The organism is Pseudoduganella sp. HUAS MS19 (genome assembly GCF_053615455.1).
On the sequence record NZ_CM132133.1, the window covers coordinates 282,122 to 300,808 of the forward strand.

The window sequence follows — 18,687 nt, forward strand, 5'->3', positions numbered from 1 at the left end:
ACTATGACCAATCAACGCATCCTCTCGCACTTCCACGAAAGTGCCGAAATCAAGATCCAGTCCGCAACCGTCCTGGCGCAGCCTATCGCGCAAGCGGTGGACCTGATGTTCTCCGCCCTCTCGAACGGCAACAAGATCCTGGCTTGCGGTAACGGCGGCTCGGCGGCTGACGCCCAGCATTTTGCCGCGGAGCTGGTCGGCCGCTTCGAGCGTGAACGCTTCCCGCTGCCGGCTATTTCGCTGGCAACTGACACCTCCATCCTGACCGCTGTGGCCAATGACTACAGTTACCGCGAGATCTTCTCCAAGCAGGTGCAGGCATTCGGCCAGGCTGGCGACATCCTGCTGGCGATTTCCACTTCGGGCAATTCGGCCAATGTGATGGCTGCAATCGAGGCGGCGCTGGAACGCGAGATGCGCGTAGTGGCACTGACCGGCAAAGGCGGCGGCGCAATCGGCAAGATGCTGACCGACGCCGACGTGCATATCTGCGTGCCGGCAGACCGTACCGCCCGTATCCAGGAAGTCCACCTGGTGACCATCCATTGCATTTGCGACGGCATCGACGTCGCCCTGTTCGGAGGAGATGTAAATGAATAAAGCCCGTCCACTTTCGCTGGCCGTGATGGCCGCGGTCCTGGCGAGCACCACCCTGTCCGCTTGCGCCCCGATCCTGGTTGGCGGCGCGGTTGCAGGCACCCTGGCGGCGTCGGATCGCCGCACCCTGGGCGCGCAGACCGAGGACAAGTCGATCGTTGTGAAGGCAGAGGTGAAGATGCCTAACATCGCCGGCAAAAGCTCCCACGTCAACGTGAACAGTTTCAACCGCCGCGTGCTGCTGACCGGCGAGGTGCCGGACGACGAGACCAAGGCCAAGGTGGAACGCGAAGTGCGCGCTATCGACGGCGTGCTGAACGTGACCAACGAGCTGGAAGTGGGTTTCTCCTCCAGCTACACCTCGCGTTCCAACGATGCGCTGATCACGTCCAAGGTCAAACTGAGCCTGGCCGATGCCAAGGATATCTCGGCCAACTCCTTCAAGGTCGTAACCGAGAAGGGCGCCGTTTTCCTGATGGGCCGAGTAACCCAGCGTGAAGGCGCACAAGCTGCGGATATCGCGCGCGGCGTGGCCGGCGTCACCAAGGTCGTCAAAGTATTCGAGTACATCTCCGACGACGACGTCAAGCAATACCAGCCGTCCCAGCAAGCTTCTCAAGGCTAAAGAGATATCATGAGTACGGGCTCCAGGGCGTGGATCAAACCGGCGATTGCGCTTGCCGTCATCGCCGGCATCGGTTTCACGGCATACCAGTCGCTGAACAAGCACCAATCCGCCCCTGCGGTCACCTTCCTCGGCATCAAAGGGGAAAAGATCACGCCCGAGAGCCTGAAGGGCAAGGTCGTGATGGTCAATTTCTGGGCCACTTCGTGCACCACCTGCGTGGCCGAAATGCCGGAGATGGTCGAAACATACAATAAGTACAAAAGCCAGGGCCTCGAATTCATCGCCGTGGCGATGAAGTACGACGCGCCCAATTACGTGGTCAACTTCACCGAGACCCGCCAGTTGCCGTTCAAAGTGGCGCTGGACGTGACGGGCGACGCTGCCAAAGCCTATGGCGACGTCACCATGACGCCGACCACCTTCGTCATCGACAAGGACGGCAACATCATCAAGCGCTACGTGGGCAAGCCGGAATTCCCGGCGCTCCACGTGCTGCTCGAAAAAGCCCTTAAGGGCTGATCGCGCCGGCGCTTAGCCCTTCGGGTACAAAATCATCTGCGTGCAGCGGAACAAGGCGATGGCTTTGCCGGTCGCCTTGTTGGTCACCGTTGCGTCCCACACCTGCGTCGTGCGGCCGCCGTGCACCATGCGGGCGGCAACGGCGATCGTACCTTCGCGCGCCGTGCCGAGGTGGTTCGACTTCAACTCAATCGTGGTGAAATTCTGGGCTCCTTCCGGCAGGTTGGCGATGCAGCCGAAGCCGCAAGCCGTGTCGGCCAGGGTGACGACCGTGCCGGCATGCAGGTAGCCGTTGGGGGCCAGGTGGTGCTGGGCGATGTCGATTTCGGCCTGCAATTCGCCTTCCGCAGCGCCGGTGACGCGCACGCCAAGGTGGCCGGTCAGGTTGTTGTGAGTGAGCTGGTTGAGTTTTTCGAGGTCGAATTTCATCGGGCAAGTCTCCGTTTGCAGATCAAGAATCATATCAGCCGGAAACAGGGTATGCTTACGCATGCGCGACCTGCCCCACAAGGGCCCGGTCTGCAGGCAAGACCAGAAGCTCAAAAGGTGGATTCAACCGATTAACTTACGGAGAATGACCTATGAACGAACGAGAGCAACTGTCTGCCATCGTGCAGCGCATGGAGGTAAAACTGGCGCAAGGCCACCAGGACGATTGGGCTCGCCTGCTGCATCGTGCACGCACCTTGAGCGCCTTCGATTGCTCGGCCGCCAAGGGCGAAATCCTGCACTACTTCGGTGGCGCCGGCTCCATCAGCGATCTGCAGATCGATGAAGAATTCAGCGGCCTGCGCACCCAGCTCTACACGCTCTGCTACGGCAAGCGCACCACGCATTAAGCCCAATTGATGGGCACTTTGCCCTGCTGCGCCAGGTAGGCGTTGGCGCGCGAGAACGGGCGGCTGCCGAAGAAGCCTTTATGCGCCGAGAACGGCGACGGGTGGGGCGAGGTGATGACCATGTGCTTGCGCGGGTCGATCAGGGCGCGCTTGGCAATGGCGTAGCTGCCCCACAGGATGAAGACCAGCCCTTCGCGGCCGGTCGACAGGCGCCTGATCGCGCTGTCGGTGAAGTTCTCCCAGCCCTTGCCGGCATGCGAGCCGGCTTCGCGGGCGCGCACCGTCAACACGCTGTTCAACAGGAATACGCCCTGGCCGGCCCAGTCGGACAAGTCGGTGCGCTGGCGTGCCACGCCCAGGTCGGTTTGCAACTCCTGGAAGATGTTCTGCAGGCTAGGCTGCGGGCGGTTGCCTTCCGGGACCGAGAAGCAGAAGCCCATGGCGGCGCCGGGCGTGTGGTAAGGATCCTGGCCGAGGATCACGATTTTCACGTCGTCGAAGGGCGTCAGGTCGAAGGCGCGGAAGATATTGCGGCCGGCGGGGAAGCATTGGCGCTCGGCGTATTCCGCCCGCACGAAGCTGGTCAGCGATTGCCAGTAAGGCTGCGCAAATTCCTCTTCCAGTTGGGCTTTCCAGGATGGCTCGATTCGGACGGTCATGTCGAAATCTTATCATTTCATAAGCGGCTTATACTGGCCTGATGAACATCCGTCGCAAGGCCAGGTTCGGCGAAGCATTCGAGGCGATCGTCCTCGATTGCCTCAGGCAGGTGCGCGGCAATCTGGCCGGCGTGATGGCGGGCGATATCGAAAGCCTGCACCGGATGCGGGTCGGCGTGCGGCGTTTGCGCGCGCTGCTGTCGGGCGTCGAAGGCTGGCATGCCATGCCGGAAGGGACAGCGGGCAAGCTGCGCTGGCTGGGACAGGAGCTGGGCCGCGCCCGCAACTGGGATGTCTTCCTGGAGTCGACCTTGCCGGCCCTGGGCGGGGCGTCGACGCCGGTCGAGGCGATGGCGCGGGAGATGGCTGCCCAGGAACATGCGCACATCCGCCATAGCCTTGAGGGATCGCGCTTTCGCGCGCTGATGGAGGAACTGGCATTGTGGCGCGGCGAGCGCCTGTGGCGAGATCCGGCGCGCATCCAGCCCTGGGACAAGGACGCGCGCCGGGTGGCTCGAGTGCTGGTACGGCATGCGCGCGAACGCGTCGCGAAACGTGTGCGCCAGCTGGACGTACGGCGCCCATCGAGCCTGCACCGGCTGCGCATCGCGGTGAAGAAGGAGCGCTATTTGCGCGAATTTTTCGGGGTGGCGGCACGTGCGAAGGTTCTGTCCGACGCGCAGGAGCTGCTGGGCAGGCTGAATGACAGCCGCATTGCGCGCGAGTTGCTGCCGTCCTTAGGGGACCGCCTGCCCGCGCACACGGCGGAGCTGTCGTACATGGAAGGCCTGCTGGCCGGGCGGCAGGAGCATGCCCTGCCGGAAGCGGTCCGCTTCGCCCGGCGCAAACTCTAGTCGTCCAGGCCCTTGCCGGCCAGAATCTGCGGCATGCATTTCTCAACGCGCGATTCGCGGGTCTTGGACTGCTTGGCGGAGGAGAAGTGCAGCAGGTAGCCGCGCTGGCGTCCCGGGGTCAGGGCGTAGAATGCTTCCGCAAGCGCGGGATGTTCGTCGAGCTTTTGCAGGAATTCGACGGCCATCGGGAAATCTTCGGTCTTGCGGAACTCGACCCTGGCGCCCGACTTTTCCAGCTCGATGGCTTCCTCGATGTAGGACTTGATGACTTTCGCCTGCCGCTTGATTTCGGCCAGGCCAGTGAAGCGGAGCTGGCGCCCGGCTTGCACGTTGGCGGTTTGCTGCACCAGGATGTTTTCCGGGTCCTGCATCAGGGAACCCTTGAAGAACAAGAGCGCGCAGTATTCCTTGAAGCCGTGGATCAGGACGATGTTCTGATCATTGTAGGTAAAGCACGCGCAACCCCATTTCGTCTCCTCGGTCAGATGCGTGGAGAGAACGATCTTGCGCAGTGCTTCGAATTCCTCATGCCATTGATGCTCAGCCATTCCTGCCTCCTGTTGTTATTAGGTCGGCAATATACTACTTCAGAATGGCTGGTTTGGCTCAGGCCTGTTCCAGTACGTTATGCGCCTGCACGTCGGCGTGGTAGGAGGAACGCACCATGGCGCCAACCGCGGCGTGGGCGAAGCCCATTTCGTAGGCCTTTTCCTCGAACATCTTGAACACGTCGGGGTGCACGTAACGGCGCACCGGCAGGTGGCTGTTGGACGGCGCCAGGTACTGGCCGATGGTCAGCATGTCGATGTCGTGCGCACGCATGTCGCGCATCACTTCCAGGATTTCTTCGTCGGTCTCGCCCAGGCCGACCATCAGGCCGGACTTGGTCTTGACGTGCGGGTAGCGTGCCTTGAAGTCTTTCAACAAGGTCAGCGAGTGCTGGTAGTCGGCGCCTGGACGGGCTTCCTTGTACAGGCGAGGCACGGTTTCCAGGTTGTGGTTCATGACGTCCGGCAGGCCGCCGGCGAAGATGTCCAGCGCCTTTTCCAGGCGGCCGCGGAAGTCGGGCACCAGCACTTCAACCTGGGTCTTGGGCGACAGTTCCTTGGTCTTGGTGATGCACTCGACGAAGTGGCCGGCGCCGCCGTCGCGCAGGTCGTCGCGGTCCACCGAGGTGATCACCACGTAGGACAGGCGCAGCTTGGCAATGGTGTTGGCCAGGTTTTGCGGTTCGTTCACGTCCAGCGGGTCGGGACGTCCGTGGCCCACGTCGCAGAACGGGCAGCGGCGGGTGCACTTGTCACCCATGATCATGAAGGTAGCAGTACCCTTGCCGAAGCATTCGCCGATATTCGGGCAGCTTGCTTCTTCGCACACGGTCACCAGCTTGTTCTCGCGCAGGATGTCCTTGATCTCGTAGAAGCGGGAAGAGGCCGATGCCGCCTTCACGCGGATCCATTCCGGCTTCTTCAGGCGTTCGGCCTGTTCGATCGGGATGATCTTGATCGGGATGCGGGAGGTCTTGTCGGCGCCTTTTTGCTTGTCGCTTGGGTTGTAAGTCATAGCTGCTTGCTTTCAGGTTAATTCGGGTTCGGCCACCTGCAGCTGGCGAACCAGCTCATCGGCCAGGGCCTGCTGGACATCGGCCAGCGGGACATCCACGCCCATCGAACGCATGTCGATGGTTTCCAGGCCTGCGTAACCGCAGGGATTGATCCAGGTGAAAGGGGCCAGGTCCATGCCCACGTTCAGCGATACGCCGTGGTAGGTGCAGCCGTTGCCGCGCACCTTCAGGCCGAGGGCGGCGATCTTGGCGCCTTTTTTCGGGCCGTTTGCGATATAGATGCCGGGCGCACCTTCGATGCGCTCACCGGCGAGATTATACGCGGCCAGCACATTGATGATCGCTTCTTCGATCTTGTTGACGAACTGGCGGGCGTACAGCTTGCCGCCCTTCTTGTTGCGGCGCAGGTCCATCATCAGGTAGATCACGACCTGGCCGGGACCGTGGAAGGTCACTTCGCCGCCGCGGTCGGTCTGCACCGTGGGGATCGACATGGCGCCGGCCAGCAGGTGGCCGCGGTCGGCGCCCAGGCCCAGCGTATAGACGGGCGGGTGCTCGACGATCCACAGTTCGTCGGGCGTATCTTCCTGGCGCGCGTCGGTAAAGGCGCGCATCGCTGCGAAAGTTGGCTCGTATTCGGCTTGGCCGAGATGGCGGATCACCGCCGGCTGGATAGGCATAGGGATACAGGTCGGGAAAAGCCCCGCCATTATACCGGGCCAGCCCTTGCGCTGCTTAATGACTAAGCAGTTTTATGCCGATTTCCTTATGCTGGCATCAGGTTGATGTTCTTTAGCCAATCTTGCAGGGACTCCCGCTGCCATTGGTGCGCCACGTAATCCTTGAGCTTTTGCGGCACCGGATCGCCGTTCATCACCAGGCGGCTCAGCATGATGGCGAGGTCGGTATCGGCGATGCACCAGCGGCCAAACAGGCAGGGGCCGTCGATCACGCGTTCGGCCAGGTGCACCAGCTTATCCGCCGCCGCCTGGGCGGCGGGGGACAGCGGCTGTTCGGCGCGGCGGTAGAACACCGTGTAGGTGCTGCGTTCTTCCCTCAGTGCGCCCAGGTCGCTGCGCACCCACGCCTGGATCTGGCGGGCGACAGCGCGTTTCTGCGGCAGCACCGGGTACAGGGCACGGTGCTCGGGGGCTGGAAACATCTCGTCCAGGTATTCGGTAATGGCGCTGGACTCGGTCAGCATGAACTCGTTGTGCACCAGGCAGGGCACGCGGCCGGTCAGGGCCTTGCCGGTATAGGACAGTTCCTTATTCTTGCCCGCTTCCAGGTCCACGGTCTCCATCTCGAAATCCAGGCCTTTTTCGCGCAGCGCGACAAAGGCGGAAATGGCGTAGGGGCTGGTGAACTGGCTGTCCACATACAGTTTCAGGCTCATGGCAGAGGCTCCGGCTTGGTTATGTTTATTCACATGGTATGCCTTGCTTCACGCTTGCCAAAACGATATATTTTCTACGGCCTTGCTAATTTTCCTCACATCGATATGCGTTCGCCGAATTTGTCCGCCCTGCGCGCCTTCGAGGCGGCGGTACGCCACGAGAACTTCTCGCGGGCGGCGGCCGAGCTTTGCCTGACGCATGGCGCGATCAGCCACCAGGTGCGCGGGCTGGAGGAGGAACTGGGCGTGCAGTTATTCGTCCGTAACGGGCGCCAGGTGACGGCGACGCCGGAGGCGCGGCGCTATGCGGCCACGGTGGCGCGCTGCCTGACCGAGCTGGCGGATGGCGCGGCCGAGCTGCGGCCGCCGGAGGGCGTGCAGCGCCTGAGCGTGACGGCGATTCCTTCGTTTGCGGCGCGTTGGCTGGCGCCCCGGCTGGGGCAATTCATCGAGCAGCATCCAACCATCGAGGTGATCCTGCAGGCCAGCGGCGCATTGCAGGACCTGGTGCGGGAGGGCATCGATGTCGGCATCCGCTTCGGGCGCGGCAAGTATCCGGGGTTGGATGTCGAGCGGCTGATCGGGGAGATCTACTACCCTGCAGTAAGTCCTCGCTATCGCGGTGGACAGCTGCCGGCTTGCCCACAGGACTTGGCGAAGGCAACCTTGCTGCGCTCAAACGAACCCTGGGCGCCGTGGTTCCGGGTGGCCGGGCTGGACTTGCCGGAGCCATCCGGCGGCGTGATGTTCGAGGACTTGTCGATGCTGATCCGCTCCGCCGTCGACGGCGACGGGGTGGCGCTGGTGCGCCATGTGGTGGCGATGCAGGAAATTGCGTCGGGACAACTGGTGCGGCTCTTCGATATCGCCTCGCCATGCCCGGATGATTACTACCTGGTCAGTCCGCCCGCCGCCCTGCAGAAACCGCAGGTGCGGGCGTTCCGCGCGTGGCTGAAGGCGGAAATCGCCCGCAGCCAGCTCCTTAAAGCACCATCTTGACCATCGGGTGGCCGGACAGGGCGCGATAGATATTGTCGAGCTGCTCGCGGCTGGTGGCGCGCACGGTGCAGGTCAGGCTGGTGTAATTGCCCTTTGCCGACGGACGCGATTCCATTTTTCCTTCGTGGAAAGTCGGGTCGTGCGCGACCACCACTTCAATGATCGTGAGGGCGAAGGCATCGTGCGTAGCGCCCATCACCTTGATCGGGAAGTCGCTCGGGTACTCGATGAGGGACTCTTCAGGCGGGATGGGATTCATCATGATTTTTCCAATCTGGTAACAACAAAAAAAAAGACCCGGCGCGGTGCGAGTGCGCCGGGTTCCATTTTACATCCTTACCTATGTGGCCCCTGCGGGCCATATTTCAAGCGGGGGCTCAGGCCGCTGCGGCAGGCGCCTTGTGCGACAGGCGCTGCAGGCGTTCCAGGGCTGATTCGCTGCCATTCGCCGGGCCGGCGACCGATTTGCGGATTGCTTCGATTTCGGCGGCCTGGTCGTAAGGGCGCTGGCCGATGTCGGAGACGATCTTCATGCCTTCGGCTTCGTTGCTGATCTGCTGGGCGCGCCTGGTCAGCGCGTTCAGGGCGCTGGTGTTGCCGCGCATGCCCGACAGGCTGGCAAGCTGGCTCTGGCGCTCGGCGCGCACTTCCTGCAATTCGCGCCGGGCCTTGGCCTGGGCCAGCGCTTGCATCGCTTTTTTGGCTGCGGCGTCGAAGTCGGCCAGTTGCTGCGACAGGGCATCGACGATCTTCTGCAGTTCATCCATATAGGCCTGGGCATCGGCCTCTTCCTGGATTTCCTGCGGCAGGCGGCCCTTATTGGCTTCCAGCTCGTCGCAGAACAGGTTGATCGTCGCTTCGGAGATCTGGCCGGCGGCCAGGCGTTCGGCCAGGGTGCCGCTGGCTTTCTCATCGGTTTCGATCAGCTTGCGCAGGCGGACCACGTCGTCCCGTTCCTTGTTGAAGGCGGCGCGCGCCTGGGCCAGCTTCTGGGCGGCGCTGCGCAGGGTATCGGCCAGGCGGTCGCGGTCGGCCTCGGTCGCCGTTTCCGGGTCAAAACTGGCGATCGCTTCCGACACGCGGTCGCCCAGGGCGCCAAAGTGTTTGGAAATCAGCCGTGCAGTCAGGGCCCAGCCATTCGCGTTGCTCATTTTTTGCATCCTTTCTTTAAGTTCGATAGGCGGCGGTCATTTACTGGATGACCAGCCGTTCCTGCTCCACCGGAATTCCCACCACGAAGTCGACGTGAATTCCGCGTTTGCTTGCATCGCCGTTCACGCTCTGGAGGATCTCCGTCGTGACCAGCAGGTATTCCTTGCTCCCATCGCCCAGTTGGCGGGCGTAGGGCATGAAGTACAGCTCCTGCTTCAGGCCCTGCATGCCGCTGGCTTCGTCGATGCGGGTTTCGGTGCCCCTGAAGGGCGGGACGAAACCTGCATCGGGGGCGCCGGCATCGCGTTCGAAGTCCAGCGCTTGCCGGTCGCCGAAGGCGGTTGCCAGCACTGCGCCGTCGGCCCCGCTTTCCTCAAGCTGGCTGCGCCACAGGCTGAAATGCAGGTCGCCCAGGCCGCAGCCATCGGCGCCGGTAAAGGCGTCCTGGTCTGCCGCAGTGGTGGGGATGAAACGCACCAGCTGGGTGCAGTACAGGATCTCTTGCACCGCGCCGTGTTCATCCACATAGAGCTGGAGGAACTTCTCGCGCCCGTCTTCATCGCCCTTGGCCAGGTAATAGCGATACAGGCGGCCAGCCAGCGCCAGCTGGAACTGGGAAATGGCGAGGATCCGCTTGTCGTCCGCCTCCGGCAGCGCGACCAGGGAACCGCTGGCGCTGGCGCGCAGCAGGGGCGAAGCCTGCAGGTTCACCACGCTGCCGACCCGGGCTGCCAGGGGCAGGCCGCGGTCTTCCGGCTGCGGCGCGGCGCGGTCGGTTCCGCGGCGCCTGGCACCACTGCGCAAGTAGTCGATGGCGTCTTTCCAGCCCATCTTCTTAGTTCCTTTCAAAAGAGTAGTTAGCGTTCTTTTTCACATCCTGTGCCCCGGCCATCAGGCGGAAGGCCCTCCAGGCCAGCCAGACCAGGCCGCCGATCAGCAGCGCTAGCGCCAGCTTGGCCAGGGTGCTCGACTCCTGGGCAGCAGGCCTGGCGGCCGGGGCTTGCATTTGCGGCTGGCGGGCCAGCGCCACGACGGCACCTGCGATGTCGCTTGCTCCGGCTGCGTTTGCCATGGCGCCGGTGTTGCCGCTGGCATCAGCGTGGGCCGTTGCTGCCGGCACCGGTGCCGGCTGGGCCGCAGGGGCCGGTGCTGCGTGGCCGCTTGCGGCGCGGCCCAGCATGAAGCCGCCGATGCCCCACAGCCAACCATTGCTGCTGTCGCGGACGACTACCGGGGCAGGCGCGCTGGTCGAGCTGCGACTGGGGGCGCCGTGCTGGGCATAACCGCCATCGCTGCCGCTGCGGCCGCCGGGGCATCGGCCGTGCTGGCGACTACAATTGCCGCCACGATTGCCATGACGGCCGCGAAGCGAGTGCGCTGGGACATGAATTTCACCGTTGTCAGGTAGTTAAACTTTCGATGAAAATCAGAATATCTTTCAAACAATCCGACTGCATCGGTAAAAAGAGGCCCGCTTCACCATGACGAAGAAATACCTGGACATGAACCAGCACGACGCGCTCTACAAGGTGGCGCGCACCTACCCCGGCGGTATCGAGGCCATTGCGCAGCAAATGGGCATTTCCGCCAATGTGCTGCGCAACAAGCTGTCGCCGACCATCGCCTCGCATTACCCTTCCTTCGAGGAGGTTTCCACCATCGTGGACTTGTGCCACAAGGCCGGCGTGCATGAAGCCATGCTGCCGCTGCATGCGCTGCTGACGCGGCATGGCATGGCCGCCTTCATCGTCCCGATCCCGGATGAGGTGAGCAGCGACGACTTGTCGCAGACCGTGTGCAAGGTGATGGCCCAGGTGGGCGCGGTAGCGGAGGCGGTGTCGGCGGCCCTGCTCGATGGCAAGGTGACCGAGGCGGAAGCCGATTTGATCGAGCGCGAATTCCACGGCGCGCTGTCGGCGCTGGGCGAGTGGCGTGAGCGCATTCGCCAGCGCGCCAAGAACGGGAAATAAAAAAGCCAGCCTTCTCAGGGGCTGGCTTAGTGGAGTTCGCTGCCTTAGCGGCGGTTTCCTTCGTTGTCCTGGCGCTCTTGCAGGCGCTCGCGCGCTTCACGCCGCTGCTGCTGGTGCTGTTGCTGCGGTTGGGAATGCTGAGGCTGCATTTGCAGTTGCGGCTGGGCCTGTTGCGGCGGTGGCGACATTTGCGCCGGACGGGCCGGCGCCATCTGCACCTGCGGCATTTCGCGGCGGCCGCGGTCCTCGCGCTCGCCCCCGCCGAAGCGCGGCTCGTGGCGCGGCTGTTCCATGCGCTGCGGTGGCTGCTGCATTTGCGGCGGGGCCACTTGCAGCTGTGGCGGCTGCTGAGTCGCGGTGACGATGCCTGGGCGGCGCGGCTCGTCGCGCATCGTGCGGCCGCGCCAGCTGTCACGCTCGTCGTTGTCGGTCCGTGTCCAGTGCCCGCGTGGCGGCTGTGGCTGCGACGTGATCTGCTGGGGTTGCTGCGGCTGGGTCTGCAGCAACGGCTGGCGTGGCTGCTCCTGGCGGTCCGTGTTGCGGTCGCGGTTGAAGCGGTCGTAGCGATCACGGTTAAAGCGGCCGTCACGGTTCTGCTGCCACTCCTGGCGCTGGGGCGGACGCTGCAGGCTGGACGACAGCACGGGCGGCGCGGTCATGACCGGCACATTGCGTACATCCTGCGGCGTGACGCGCGCGCCGTTGTGCACCGGAATATGGCGGCCGCGGCCCCAGTGGTCGCTCGGCAGGGCGGTCACGCCGTCGCGGCGGCCATCGTGGTCGCGGTCGCGGTAACGCTCATGCCAGCGTTCGTTGGTGCGATGATGCCAGATCAGGCGGCGCTCGAAATCCGACGACACGCGGTAGGCCGGCACATAGCGGTCGCGCGGGCTCAGCGGATACCAGCCCACGGCCGGCCCCGCGTGGCCGGCACCGAAGCTCACGCTCCAGTTGCTGCCGCCGACCCAGCCCACCAGCGCCGGCGACCACACCGGACGGCCAACCACGCGGCCCGGCGTCCAGCACCAGCGCCCGCTCACGACGACCCAGCGGCCGTAGTGGAACGGTGCATAGCCCCAGGGCGAATTGTCGACCCAGGTCCAGCCCCAGGGCGCGATCCAGACCCAGCGGCCGTCGCGGTAAGGGGCCCAGCCGGCCGGCACCGCGCGCGGGAACCAGACGGTGCCGTACTCGCGGTCCTCGACCCAGTTGCCGTAATTGTCCAGGTCCTCGTAGCCGGTCATGTCGGACGGCACATAACGCGACGCGACCACACCTTCGTCGCGGCGGTCGCGGCTGGCGACCCAGTTGTCGAAATCATCACGCCTGGCCAGCGCGGTAAAGATGTCGTCGCCCCGCACTTCCACGCGTTTGCCGGCACGCGCTGTCAGCATGGTGCCGGCGCCTTCCACACGCACATTGCCGGCAGCGACATTGACCACCGTGGTCTCGGGGGCGCGCTCGGTGTCGATGCGGAAGGAACCCGGTTCGGTCAGCGTAACGCGCGCTTGCGGCGTGAGGAATGCGAATCCGTTGAGCGTGCCCGGATCGCGCACGCGCACGGCGGCGGTACCGTAATTCAGGCGCAGCACCAGGCGGTCATCATCGAGTTCCTGCACTTCCAGGTCGGAATCGCCGTCCAGGCGCACGGCAGCGGAGCCGACACGGAATTCGGCGCGGGCGCCGGGGGCAGTGGTCAGGTGGTTTTCGCTGGTGACCGGCCAGTTCATCAGGTTGCCGGATTCTTCCTCGCCATTGACAAGCATGGTGACCCGGCCTTCGGTGACGGTAACCCGTCCCACCCGGGCGGGTGGATCGGCCATGGCGACCGAGGTCGCGGCGACCAGGGCTGCCAGCATCAGGAACTGCACGATCTTGCGGCTCATTTCTATCTCTCCAAGAGAACGTTCTGGGGCGTTTTTGTTTTTATATAACGCCTGAACCCCTTTGGCGAGGACGCAAGTTACAAATAATTTCAAATGGGGGTGAAACGCTGCACCTTTTTGCCATCGACTTCGATGATTTCGAAGAACACTTCGCGCGGGCGGCACCAGATCGAGCCGTTGGCGGCCTTGTACACAATCATCGTGCTGAGGTCGGATTCCAGCGTGGCTTCGCACACCAGCTCGTAAATGCCGCCTTTGTAATGCCGGAAGCGGGTCGTCATGCCTGCGCCCCGCCACGCTTGACGAAGAACAGGGCGCCGCCCATAAACATCAGAAGACCGCCGAATACGCGATTTTGCATCTTGATGGCAGAAGATTCACGGAAAAAGCGCTGCATCGACGAGGCCAGGAAGGCGTAGCTGTGCATCACCACCAGGTCGATCACGAACATCGTGGCGGCCAGGATGGCCAGCTGCGGCACGACCGGTGCATCCTGGTTGATGAACTGCGGCAGCACGGCCACCATGAAGATGATGCCTTTCGGGTTGGTGGCATTGGTCAGGAAGCCGGTCATGAAGCGCTTGCGGAAAGAGGGCAGCGCGGCCTGCGCAGCCTGGATGCCTTCGCCGGTGGCGATCCGGGCCCGCCACTGGCTGATACCCAGCCAGATCAGGTAGAGGGCGCCGACGGTCTTCACCACGCTGAAGGCGAATTCCGAGGCGAGCAGCAGGGAACCGACACCTGCGCCGGCAATCGCCAGCACCAGCAGCAAACCCAGTTGCAAGCCGAGGATGGTGGCAGAGGTGCGCTTCACGCCGTAGGACAAGCCATGCGACATCGACAGCACTGCGCCCGAGCCGGGCGACACGGCAATGATGCAGGCCGCGATGACAAAGGTGATCCAGGTGGTGAAAATCATGGCCGATTACCGACGAATAAAGCGTTCATTGTAGCGTTGTAAGTGGCCGCTCGCAGCGCCGGCGTGTTAGATTGTCGTTCCTGTAATTTTTCTTTGGAGTTATACGAATGGCCGGTTCCAGCCTGCTTGCATTGATCGACGATATTGCCACCATCCTGGATGACGTGGCTGCCATGAGCAAGGTGGCAGTCAAGAAAACCGCGGGTGTGCTGGGCGACGACCTGGCGCTGAACGCGCAACAGGTCGCCGGCGTGCAAGCCGACCGTGAACTGCCTGTTGTCTGGGCAGTAGCGAAGGGTTCGATGATCAACAAGGCGATCCTGGTGCCTGCTGCGCTGGCAATCAGCTATTTCGCGCCGTGGGCAATCACGCCGCTGCTGATGCTGGGCGGCGCCTACCTGTGCTTCGAGGGCTTCGAGAAGATCGCCCACAAGCTGTTGCACTCGAAAGCGGAAGACGAGCAGCACCATCAGGAATTGCTTGAGGCGAACCAGAGTGTTGATGTTGTGGCAATGGAAAAGGAAAAGATCAAGGGCGCCGTGCGTACCGACTTCATCCTGTCGGCCGAAATCATCGTGATCGCCCTCGGCACCGTGGCTACCGCGACCTTCATGCAGCAGGTAACTGTGCTGGTCGGCATCGCCGCCGTGATGACGGTGGGCGTTTACGGCCTGGTGGCCGGCATCGTGAAGATGGACGATGCCGGCCTCTACCTGACCAAGCGCGCCGGCGCCGGCGTCCAGGCCCTGGGCCGTGTCTTGCTGAGCGCAGCGCCCAAGCTCATGAAATTCCTGTCGGTGGCCGGTACGGTGGCCATGTTCATGGTCGGCGGCGGCATCCTGACCCACGGCATCCCGGGCGCACATGATGTGATCCACCACGCGGCTGAAGCGGCCGGCTCGGTAGGCGGCGTCGGTCCCCTGCTGGCTGCCGTGACCCCGTCCGTGCTGGACGCCATTGGCGGCGTGATCGCCGGCGGCATCGTGCTGGCCATCGTGACCGTCGTCGGCAAACTGTTGAGCGCGCTCAAGCGCTAAGCAGCAGCCTGGCCGCACACTGTCATTTTCAACAAGGAGACCTCATGTCGACCCATAACCGCCCCTCCGGCGCCTTTGTCGGCGCTTCCTGGACCGCCCTGCTGCTGGGCGCCGGCGCCTTCCTCACCGGCCTGTGGAATGCACAAATGCCGCTGAACGAGAAGGGCTATTACCTGACCCTGCTGCTATACGGCTTGTTCGCGGCCGTATCGCTGCAAAAGTCGGTGCGCGACAAGGTCGAAGGAATCCGCGTGACGAATATGTACTTCGGCCTGTGCTGGATCTCGACGGCGTCCGCCATCTTGCTGCTGACGGTTGGCCTGTGGAATGCCACGCTGGCGCCCAGCGAAAAAGGCTTTTATGGCATGGCTTTCGCCTTGAGCCTGTTCGCTGCGGTCGCGGTACAGAAGAACGTGCGTGACAGCGCGGTCCCCCCCGAGAAAGTGGCCTGACCGGTCAACCCGGCCAGATTTGATCTACATCATTAAAAAAGCGCGCCTAAGTCCCTAGACTTATCCCTGTGATCTTGCGTTATGGCAAGAAAATCAACAGGGGGCGCGCGATGCGTAAGAATTTACCGGTAAGCAATCAGGAAGTTGAGCTGGACGAAGACCAGGCGATCGTCTCCAAGACTGACCTGGAAGGCAATATCGTCTACGTAAATCCTTACTTCGAGCATATCAGCGGCTTCTCCGCCGCCGAGCTGATTGGCCAGCCGCAAAACATCATCCGCCACCCGGACATGCCGCCGGAAGCGTTTGCCGACCTGTGGCAAACGATACGCGCCGGCATCCCGTGGACCGGCCTGGTGAAGAACCGCTGCAAGAATGGCGACTTCTACTGGGTCAAGGCGAACATCACGCCGATCAAGGAAAACGGCCGCACCACCGGCTACATGTCGGTGCGCACCAAGGCCGGGCGTCGCCAGATCGCTGCAGCAACCGAGGCGTACCGCAAGATCAGTGCCGGCGCCCGCAATATCCGCATCAAGAATGGGCAGATCGTGCGCCTGGGCCTGTCGAACGTGGCGGCGCGCCTGGGCCATGTGTCACTGGCCATGCGCATCTGGCTGGCCACCAGCGTGGTCAATGTGCTGCAGATCGCCGTCTGCCTCGCCGCGCTGTTTGCCGACGGCAGCAGCGAGCTGACGCGCTGGGGCATCTTCGGCGCCACCGCCTTCGGGTTCCTGATCAACGTCTTCCTCTGGTACACGCTGCGCACCGGCATGCTGCAGCCGCTGGGGCGCGCCCTCGATGGCGCCCGCCTGATCGCGGCCGGCGACCTGACCGGCTCCTTCGATACCGACAGCACCGACGAAGTGGGCCAGCTGCTGCGCGCCTTGCAGCAGATGAACAACAACCTGATCGCCACCATCCGCGATGTGCGCTTCAATATCGACGCCATGGCGGTAGCGACCCAGGAGATTGCCGCCGGCAATGCCGACCTGGCCGGCCGTACCGAATCGCAGGCAGCCAGCCTGGAGAAGACCGCCTCCAGTATCGAGGAATTCTCTTCGACAGTGAAGGCGAATGCAGAAAACTCGATGGAAGCGAACGAGCTGGCGGTCAGCGCGTCCGAGGTGGCGGTGCAGGGCGGCGAGATCGTGTCGGAAGTGATCGCGACGATGGACGAGATCAACGCTTCGTCCAAACGCGTGGTCGACATCATCGGCCTGATCGAAGGCATCGCTTTCCAGACCAATATCCTGGCGCTGAATGCCGCTGTCGAAGCAGCGCGCGCCGGTGAGCAGGGCCGTGGCTTCGCCGTGGTGGCGGGCGAGGTGCGCAGCCTGGCGCAGCGCTCTTCCGCGGCAGCCAAGGACATCAAGCACCTGATCGAAATCTCGGTGGCCAAAGTCAGCACCGGCATGGAGCGTGCGCAGCGCGCCGGCGCCACCATGGAGCAGGTGGTGAATTCGGTCAAGCAGGTCACCACCATCATGCACGAAATCTCCACTGCATCGCGCGAACAGAGCATCGGCGTGGACCAGGTCAACCAGGCCGTCAACCACATGGACCAGGTGACGCAGCAAAACGCCGGCCTGGTCGAGGAAGCTGCCGCCGCCGCGCTCAGCCTGGCCGACGAAGCCGGCCACCTGCGCGACGCTTTCAGCCTGTTCAAGTTTGAACGCACCCGCCACGCGCGCCTGGCGGCTGTCAGTCCGGCACGCGGCGCGCAGCAAACCCGCCAGGCGCCTAAACGCCTCGCAGCCTGATACCGAACGAGAAAATCATGAACAACTTCGCAGAACCATCCGTACAGTTTGATGCAGAGCTGATCAGCCGCATGAGCACTTCCGGCCCGCGCTACACCTCGTACCCGACGGCCGACCGCTTCAAGCCGGACTTCGGCTACTCCAGCTTCCTCGAGGCACAAGCGAACCTGCGCATGCGCGGCGCGCGTGCACCGCTGTCGCTGTATGTGCATATCCCGTTCTGCAACGTAGTCTGCTACTACTGCGCCTGCAACAAGGTGGTGACCAAGGACCGCAGCAAGGCAGTGACCTACCTCGGCTACCTGAAGCAGGAAATCGATATGCAGGGCAAGCTGTTCGCCGGCATGAACCGCGTGGAGCAGCTCCATTTCGGCGGCGGCACCCCGACCTACCTGAGCGACGAGCAGATGGGCGAGCTGCTGGCCCACATGCGCAAGCATTTCGCGTTCGCCCCGGATGAGGAGGGCGAGTACTCGATCGAGATCGATCCGCGCACCGTCGACGCGGAGCGCATTCATACCCTGCGCAAGCAGGGCTTCAACCGCGTCAGCATGGGTGTGCAGGACTTCGATCCGGAAGTGCAGAAGGCCGTCAACCGCATCCAGCCTGCTGAAGAGACGCTGGCCGTGATCCAGGCTGCGCGCGATGCCGGCTTCCGTTCGATCAGCGTCGACCTGATTTATGGCCTGCCGAAACAAAGCATGACGACCATGCAGGCCACCATGGACAAGGTGATCGAAGCCAACCCTGACCGTATTGCGCTGTACAACTACGCGCACATGCCGCACCTGTTCAAGCCGCAGCGCCGCATCGCGGAAGACGAACTGCCAACGCCGGCCGTGAAACTGGACATGCTTGCCCTGTGCATCGACCGCCTGACCAAGGCCGGCTACGTCTACATCGGCATGGACCATTTCGCCAAGCCGGATGACGACCTGGCGGTGGCGCAGCGCCAGGGCCGCCTGCACCGCAACTTCCAGGGCTACTCGACCCACGCCGAAACCGACCTGGTGGCGCTGGGCGTGTCGGCCATCAGCTCGGTGAACGGCACCTACAGCCAGAACGAGAAGACCCTGGACGGATACTATGCGCGCCTGGACGAGGGCCGCCTGCCGGTCGCACGCGGCTACGCAATGGACAACGACGACCTGCTGCGCCGCATGGTGATCCAGAACCTGATGTGCAACTTCGAGCTGTCGATTTCCGCGCTGGAACTGGGTTATCCGATCCGCTTCAAGCAGTACTTCGCCAAGGAACTGGAGAAGCTGCGCGAGTTCGAGCGCGACGGCTTGCTGGCAATCGAGGACGACTGGATCTCGGTCACGCCGAAGGGCCGCCTGCTGATCCGCAATATCTGCATGGTCTTCGACCGCCACCTGGCTGCCGACCGTGCCGCCGGAACGGCGCCGGGCCAGGTACATACGTTGCGCTTCTCGCGCACCATTTGAGGAGG

General features: G+C 63.3%; 25 protein-coding genes. 12 read left to right on the plus strand and 13 right to left on the minus strand.

The features are described 5' to 3' along the window. Positions 1-3: 3 nt before the first annotated feature. The 3 genes from ACWBU6_RS01260 to ACWBU6_RS01270 are packed head-to-tail and all read left to right on the plus strand — an operon-like array spanning position 4 to position 1,744. The gene (locus ACWBU6_RS01260) at positions 4-600 is read left to right on the plus strand and encodes a phosphoheptose isomerase (RefSeq protein ID WP_055939195.1); all 597 of its coding nucleotides are present in this window, start codon (positions 4-6) and stop codon (positions 598-600) included. Next, complete coding sequence (locus tag ACWBU6_RS01265; RefSeq protein ID WP_452647085.1) at positions 593-1,222, plus strand: BON domain-containing protein; 630 nt, start codon at positions 593-595, stop codon at positions 1,220-1,222. Before ACWBU6_RS01260 ends, ACWBU6_RS01265 begins: the two co-directional genes overlap by 8 nt. A gap of 9 nt (positions 1,223-1,231) precedes the next feature. Next, positions 1,232-1,744 carry a TlpA disulfide reductase family protein gene (locus ACWBU6_RS01270; RefSeq protein ID WP_452647086.1) on the plus strand — a complete coding sequence of 171 codons (513 nt, stop codon included), beginning with the start codon at positions 1,232-1,234 and terminating at the stop codon, positions 1,742-1,744. Positions 1,745-1,756: 12 nt separating this feature from the next. Here ACWBU6_RS01270 and ACWBU6_RS01275 read toward each other — a convergent pair whose 3' ends face one another. After that, positions 1,757-2,173 carry a PaaI family thioesterase gene (locus ACWBU6_RS01275; protein WP_452647087.1) on the minus strand — a complete coding sequence of 139 codons (417 nt, stop codon included), beginning with the start codon at positions 2,171-2,173 and terminating at the stop codon, positions 1,757-1,759. A gap of 152 nt (positions 2,174-2,325) precedes the next feature. Between ACWBU6_RS01275 and ACWBU6_RS01280 the strand changes: the two genes are divergently transcribed. Further along, complete coding sequence (locus tag ACWBU6_RS01280) at positions 2,326-2,583, plus strand: DUF6966 domain-containing protein (RefSeq protein ID WP_452647088.1); 258 nt, start codon at positions 2,326-2,328, stop codon at positions 2,581-2,583. Here the strand turns inward: ACWBU6_RS01280 and ACWBU6_RS01285 are convergent. After that, positions 2,580-3,242 carry a uracil-DNA glycosylase gene (locus ACWBU6_RS01285; protein WP_452647089.1) on the minus strand — a complete coding sequence of 221 codons (663 nt, stop codon included), beginning with the start codon at positions 3,240-3,242 and terminating at the stop codon, positions 2,580-2,582. The two genes, ACWBU6_RS01280 and ACWBU6_RS01285, sit on opposite strands and share 4 nt — an antisense overlap. Positions 3,243-3,283: 41 nt before the next feature. Here ACWBU6_RS01285 and ACWBU6_RS01290 point away from each other — a divergent pair, with 41 nt between their 5' ends. Next, positions 3,284-4,096, plus strand: a complete 813-nt coding sequence (locus tag ACWBU6_RS01290) for a CHAD domain-containing protein (RefSeq protein WP_452647090.1) — start codon at positions 3,284-3,286, stop codon at positions 4,094-4,096. Here ACWBU6_RS01290 and ACWBU6_RS01295 read toward each other — a convergent pair. From ACWBU6_RS01295 to yfcF, 4 genes are all read right to left on the minus strand, one after another. Next, positions 4,093-4,644, minus strand: a complete 552-nt coding sequence (locus ACWBU6_RS01295) for a YdeI/OmpD-associated family protein (protein WP_452647091.1) — start codon at positions 4,642-4,644, stop codon at positions 4,093-4,095. The genes ACWBU6_RS01290 and ACWBU6_RS01295 overlap by 4 nt on opposite strands. A 58-nt stretch (positions 4,645-4,702) precedes the next feature. Beyond that, entirely contained in the window at positions 4,703-5,659 is a 957-nt protein-coding gene (lipA, locus tag ACWBU6_RS01300; RefSeq protein ID WP_130316564.1) for a lipoyl synthase, read from the minus strand. Between the two features lie 12 nt (positions 5,660-5,671). Next, positions 5,672-6,340, minus strand: a complete 669-nt coding sequence (gene lipB / locus ACWBU6_RS01305) for a lipoyl(octanoyl) transferase LipB (protein ID WP_452647092.1) — start codon at positions 6,338-6,340, stop codon at positions 5,672-5,674. A gap of 86 nt (positions 6,341-6,426) precedes the next feature. Continuing rightward, positions 6,427-7,056, minus strand: coding sequence for a glutathione transferase (gene yfcF, locus ACWBU6_RS01310; RefSeq protein WP_452647093.1), 630 nt, complete (start codon positions 7,054-7,056; stop codon positions 6,427-6,429). Between the two features lie 105 nt (positions 7,057-7,161). Here yfcF and gcvA point away from each other — a divergent pair, with 105 nt between their 5' ends. After that, a complete protein-coding gene (gcvA, locus tag ACWBU6_RS01315) occupies positions 7,162-8,055 on the plus strand; it encodes a transcriptional regulator GcvA (protein WP_452647094.1) in 894 nt (297 codons plus the stop codon). Here the strand turns inward: gcvA and ACWBU6_RS01320 are convergent. From ACWBU6_RS01320 to ACWBU6_RS01335, 4 genes are all read right to left on the minus strand, one after another. Beyond that, complete coding sequence (locus ACWBU6_RS01320; RefSeq protein WP_452649640.1) at positions 8,039-8,314, minus strand: HP0495 family protein; 276 nt, start codon at positions 8,312-8,314, stop codon at positions 8,039-8,041. The two genes, gcvA and ACWBU6_RS01320, sit on opposite strands and share 17 nt — an antisense overlap. 118 nt (positions 8,315-8,432) lie before the next feature. Next, positions 8,433-9,206 carry a hypothetical protein gene (locus tag ACWBU6_RS01325; RefSeq protein ID WP_452647095.1) on the minus strand — a complete coding sequence of 258 codons (774 nt, stop codon included), beginning with the start codon at positions 9,204-9,206 and terminating at the stop codon, positions 8,433-8,435. A gap of 40 nt (positions 9,207-9,246) precedes the next feature. Continuing rightward, complete coding sequence (locus ACWBU6_RS01330; RefSeq protein ID WP_452647096.1) at positions 9,247-10,038, minus strand: DUF2491 family protein; 792 nt, start codon at positions 10,036-10,038, stop codon at positions 9,247-9,249. 4 nt (positions 10,039-10,042) lie between these two features. Further along, positions 10,043-10,387, minus strand: coding sequence for a hypothetical protein (locus tag ACWBU6_RS01335; protein ID WP_452647097.1), 345 nt, complete (start codon positions 10,385-10,387; stop codon positions 10,043-10,045). A gap of 90 nt (positions 10,388-10,477) precedes the next feature. Here ACWBU6_RS01335 and ACWBU6_RS01340 point away from each other — a divergent pair, with 90 nt between their 5' ends. Together ACWBU6_RS01340 and ACWBU6_RS01345 are read left to right on the plus strand one after the other, a co-directional pair. Next, positions 10,478-10,615 (plus strand): hypothetical protein, encoded by a 138-nt coding sequence (locus tag ACWBU6_RS01340; RefSeq protein ID WP_452647098.1) that lies wholly within the window; start codon positions 10,478-10,480, stop codon positions 10,613-10,615. A gap of 73 nt (positions 10,616-10,688) precedes the next feature. Next, the gene (locus tag ACWBU6_RS01345) at positions 10,689-11,177 is read left to right on the plus strand and encodes a phage regulatory CII family protein (protein ID WP_452647099.1); all 489 of its coding nucleotides are present in this window, start codon (positions 10,689-10,691) and stop codon (positions 11,175-11,177) included. 44 nt (positions 11,178-11,221) lie between these two features. Here the strand turns inward: ACWBU6_RS01345 and ACWBU6_RS01350 are convergent, their stop codons facing one another. From ACWBU6_RS01350 to ACWBU6_RS01360, 3 genes are all read right to left on the minus strand, one after another. Then, positions 11,222-13,063, minus strand: a complete 1,842-nt coding sequence (locus ACWBU6_RS01350) for a DUF6600 domain-containing protein (protein WP_452647100.1) — start codon at positions 13,061-13,063, stop codon at positions 11,222-11,224. An 89-nt stretch (positions 13,064-13,152) separates the two neighbouring features. Then, on the minus strand, positions 13,153-13,344 hold the full coding sequence (locus ACWBU6_RS01355) for a DUF1653 domain-containing protein (RefSeq protein ID WP_452647101.1): 192 nt from the start codon (positions 13,342-13,344) through the stop codon (positions 13,153-13,155). Then, a complete protein-coding gene (locus ACWBU6_RS01360) occupies positions 13,341-13,982 on the minus strand; it encodes a LysE family transporter (RefSeq protein WP_452647102.1) in 642 nt (213 codons plus the stop codon). The genes ACWBU6_RS01355 and ACWBU6_RS01360 overlap by 4 nt, the downstream gene beginning before the upstream one ends. Before the next feature lie 107 nt (positions 13,983-14,089). On the opposite strand from ACWBU6_RS01360, the gene ACWBU6_RS01365 reads away from it, so the two are divergent. The 4 genes from ACWBU6_RS01365 to hemN all read left to right on the plus strand — a co-directional run bounded on the left by ACWBU6_RS01365 (position 14,090) and on the right by hemN (position 18,682). Beyond that, positions 14,090-15,019 (plus strand): DUF808 domain-containing protein, encoded by a 930-nt coding sequence (locus tag ACWBU6_RS01365; RefSeq protein WP_452647103.1) that lies wholly within the window; start codon positions 14,090-14,092, stop codon positions 15,017-15,019. Positions 15,020-15,063: 44 nt separating this feature from the next. Next, positions 15,064-15,471: an inner membrane protein YiaA gene (gene yiaA, locus ACWBU6_RS01370; protein ID WP_452647104.1), complete on the plus strand. Its 408-nt coding sequence runs from the start codon at positions 15,064-15,066 to the stop codon at positions 15,469-15,471. Between the two features lie 110 nt (positions 15,472-15,581). Continuing rightward, a complete protein-coding gene (locus ACWBU6_RS01375) occupies positions 15,582-17,234 on the plus strand; it encodes a methyl-accepting chemotaxis protein (RefSeq protein ID WP_452647105.1) in 1,653 nt (550 codons plus the stop codon). Positions 17,235-17,251: 17 nt separating this feature from the next. After that, positions 17,252-18,682, plus strand: a complete 1,431-nt coding sequence (gene hemN, locus ACWBU6_RS01380) for an oxygen-independent coproporphyrinogen III oxidase (RefSeq protein WP_452647106.1) — start codon at positions 17,252-17,254, stop codon at positions 18,680-18,682. Positions 18,683-18,687 lie beyond the last annotated feature (5 nt).

Bases quoted from the DNA above. Each gene is read 5' to 3' on its own strand.
- ACWBU6_RS01335 (WP_452647097.1), bottom strand. From the start codon at position 10,387: ATGCTGGGCCGCGCCGCAAGCGGCCACGCAGCACCGGCCCCTGCGGCC.
- lipA (WP_130316564.1), bottom strand. From the start codon at position 5,659: ATGACTTACAACCCAAGCGACAAGCAAAAAGGCGCCGACAAGACCTCC.
- yfcF (WP_452647093.1), bottom strand. From the start codon at position 7,056: ATGAGCCTGAAACTGTATGTGGACAGCCAGTTCACCAGCCCCTACGCC.
- ACWBU6_RS01280 (WP_452647088.1), top strand. From the start codon at position 2,326: ATGAACGAACGAGAGCAACTGTCTGCCATCGTGCAGCGCATGGAGGTA.
- ACWBU6_RS01345 (WP_452647099.1), top strand. From the start codon at position 10,689: ATGACGAAGAAATACCTGGACATGAACCAGCACGACGCGCTCTACAAG.
- hemN (WP_452647106.1), top strand. From the start codon at position 17,252: ATGAACAACTTCGCAGAACCATCCGTACAGTTTGATGCAGAGCTGATC.
- ACWBU6_RS01270 (WP_452647086.1), top strand. From the start codon at position 1,232: ATGAGTACGGGCTCCAGGGCGTGGATCAAACCGGCGATTGCGCTTGCC.
- ACWBU6_RS01325 (WP_452647095.1), bottom strand. From the start codon at position 9,206: ATGAGCAACGCGAATGGCTGGGCCCTGACTGCACGGCTGATTTCCAAA.
- ACWBU6_RS01265 (WP_452647085.1), top strand. From the start codon at position 593: ATGAATAAAGCCCGTCCACTTTCGCTGGCCGTGATGGCCGCGGTCCTG.
- ACWBU6_RS01360 (WP_452647102.1), bottom strand. From the start codon at position 13,982: ATGATTTTCACCACCTGGATCACCTTTGTCATCGCGGCCTGCATCATT.
- gcvA (WP_452647094.1), top strand. From the start codon at position 7,162: ATGCGTTCGCCGAATTTGTCCGCCCTGCGCGCCTTCGAGGCGGCGGTA.
- ACWBU6_RS01260 (WP_055939195.1), top strand. From the start codon at position 4: ATGACCAATCAACGCATCCTCTCGCACTTCCACGAAAGTGCCGAAATC.
- ACWBU6_RS01365 (WP_452647103.1), top strand. From the start codon at position 14,090: ATGGCCGGTTCCAGCCTGCTTGCATTGATCGACGATATTGCCACCATC.
- ACWBU6_RS01375 (WP_452647105.1), top strand. From the start codon at position 15,582: ATGCGTAAGAATTTACCGGTAAGCAATCAGGAAGTTGAGCTGGACGAA.
- ACWBU6_RS01350 (WP_452647100.1), bottom strand. From the start codon at position 13,063: ATGAGCCGCAAGATCGTGCAGTTCCTGATGCTGGCAGCCCTGGTCGCC.
- ACWBU6_RS01330 (WP_452647096.1), bottom strand. From the start codon at position 10,038: ATGGGCTGGAAAGACGCCATCGACTACTTGCGCAGTGGTGCCAGGCGC.
- ACWBU6_RS01275 (WP_452647087.1), bottom strand. From the start codon at position 2,173: ATGAAATTCGACCTCGAAAAACTCAACCAGCTCACTCACAACAACCTG.
- ACWBU6_RS01355 (WP_452647101.1), bottom strand. From the start codon at position 13,344: ATGACGACCCGCTTCCGGCATTACAAAGGCGGCATTTACGAGCTGGTG.
- yiaA (WP_452647104.1), top strand. From the start codon at position 15,064: ATGTCGACCCATAACCGCCCCTCCGGCGCCTTTGTCGGCGCTTCCTGG.
- ACWBU6_RS01290 (WP_452647090.1), top strand. From the start codon at position 3,284: ATGAACATCCGTCGCAAGGCCAGGTTCGGCGAAGCATTCGAGGCGATC.
- ACWBU6_RS01320 (WP_452649640.1), bottom strand. From the start codon at position 8,314: ATGAATCCCATCCCGCCTGAAGAGTCCCTCATCGAGTACCCGAGCGAC.
- ACWBU6_RS01295 (WP_452647091.1), bottom strand. From the start codon at position 4,644: ATGGCTGAGCATCAATGGCATGAGGAATTCGAAGCACTGCGCAAGATC.
- ACWBU6_RS01285 (WP_452647089.1), bottom strand. From the start codon at position 3,242: ATGACCGTCCGAATCGAGCCATCCTGGAAAGCCCAACTGGAAGAGGAA.
- lipB (WP_452647092.1), bottom strand. From the start codon at position 6,340: ATGCCTATCCAGCCGGCGGTGATCCGCCATCTCGGCCAAGCCGAATAC.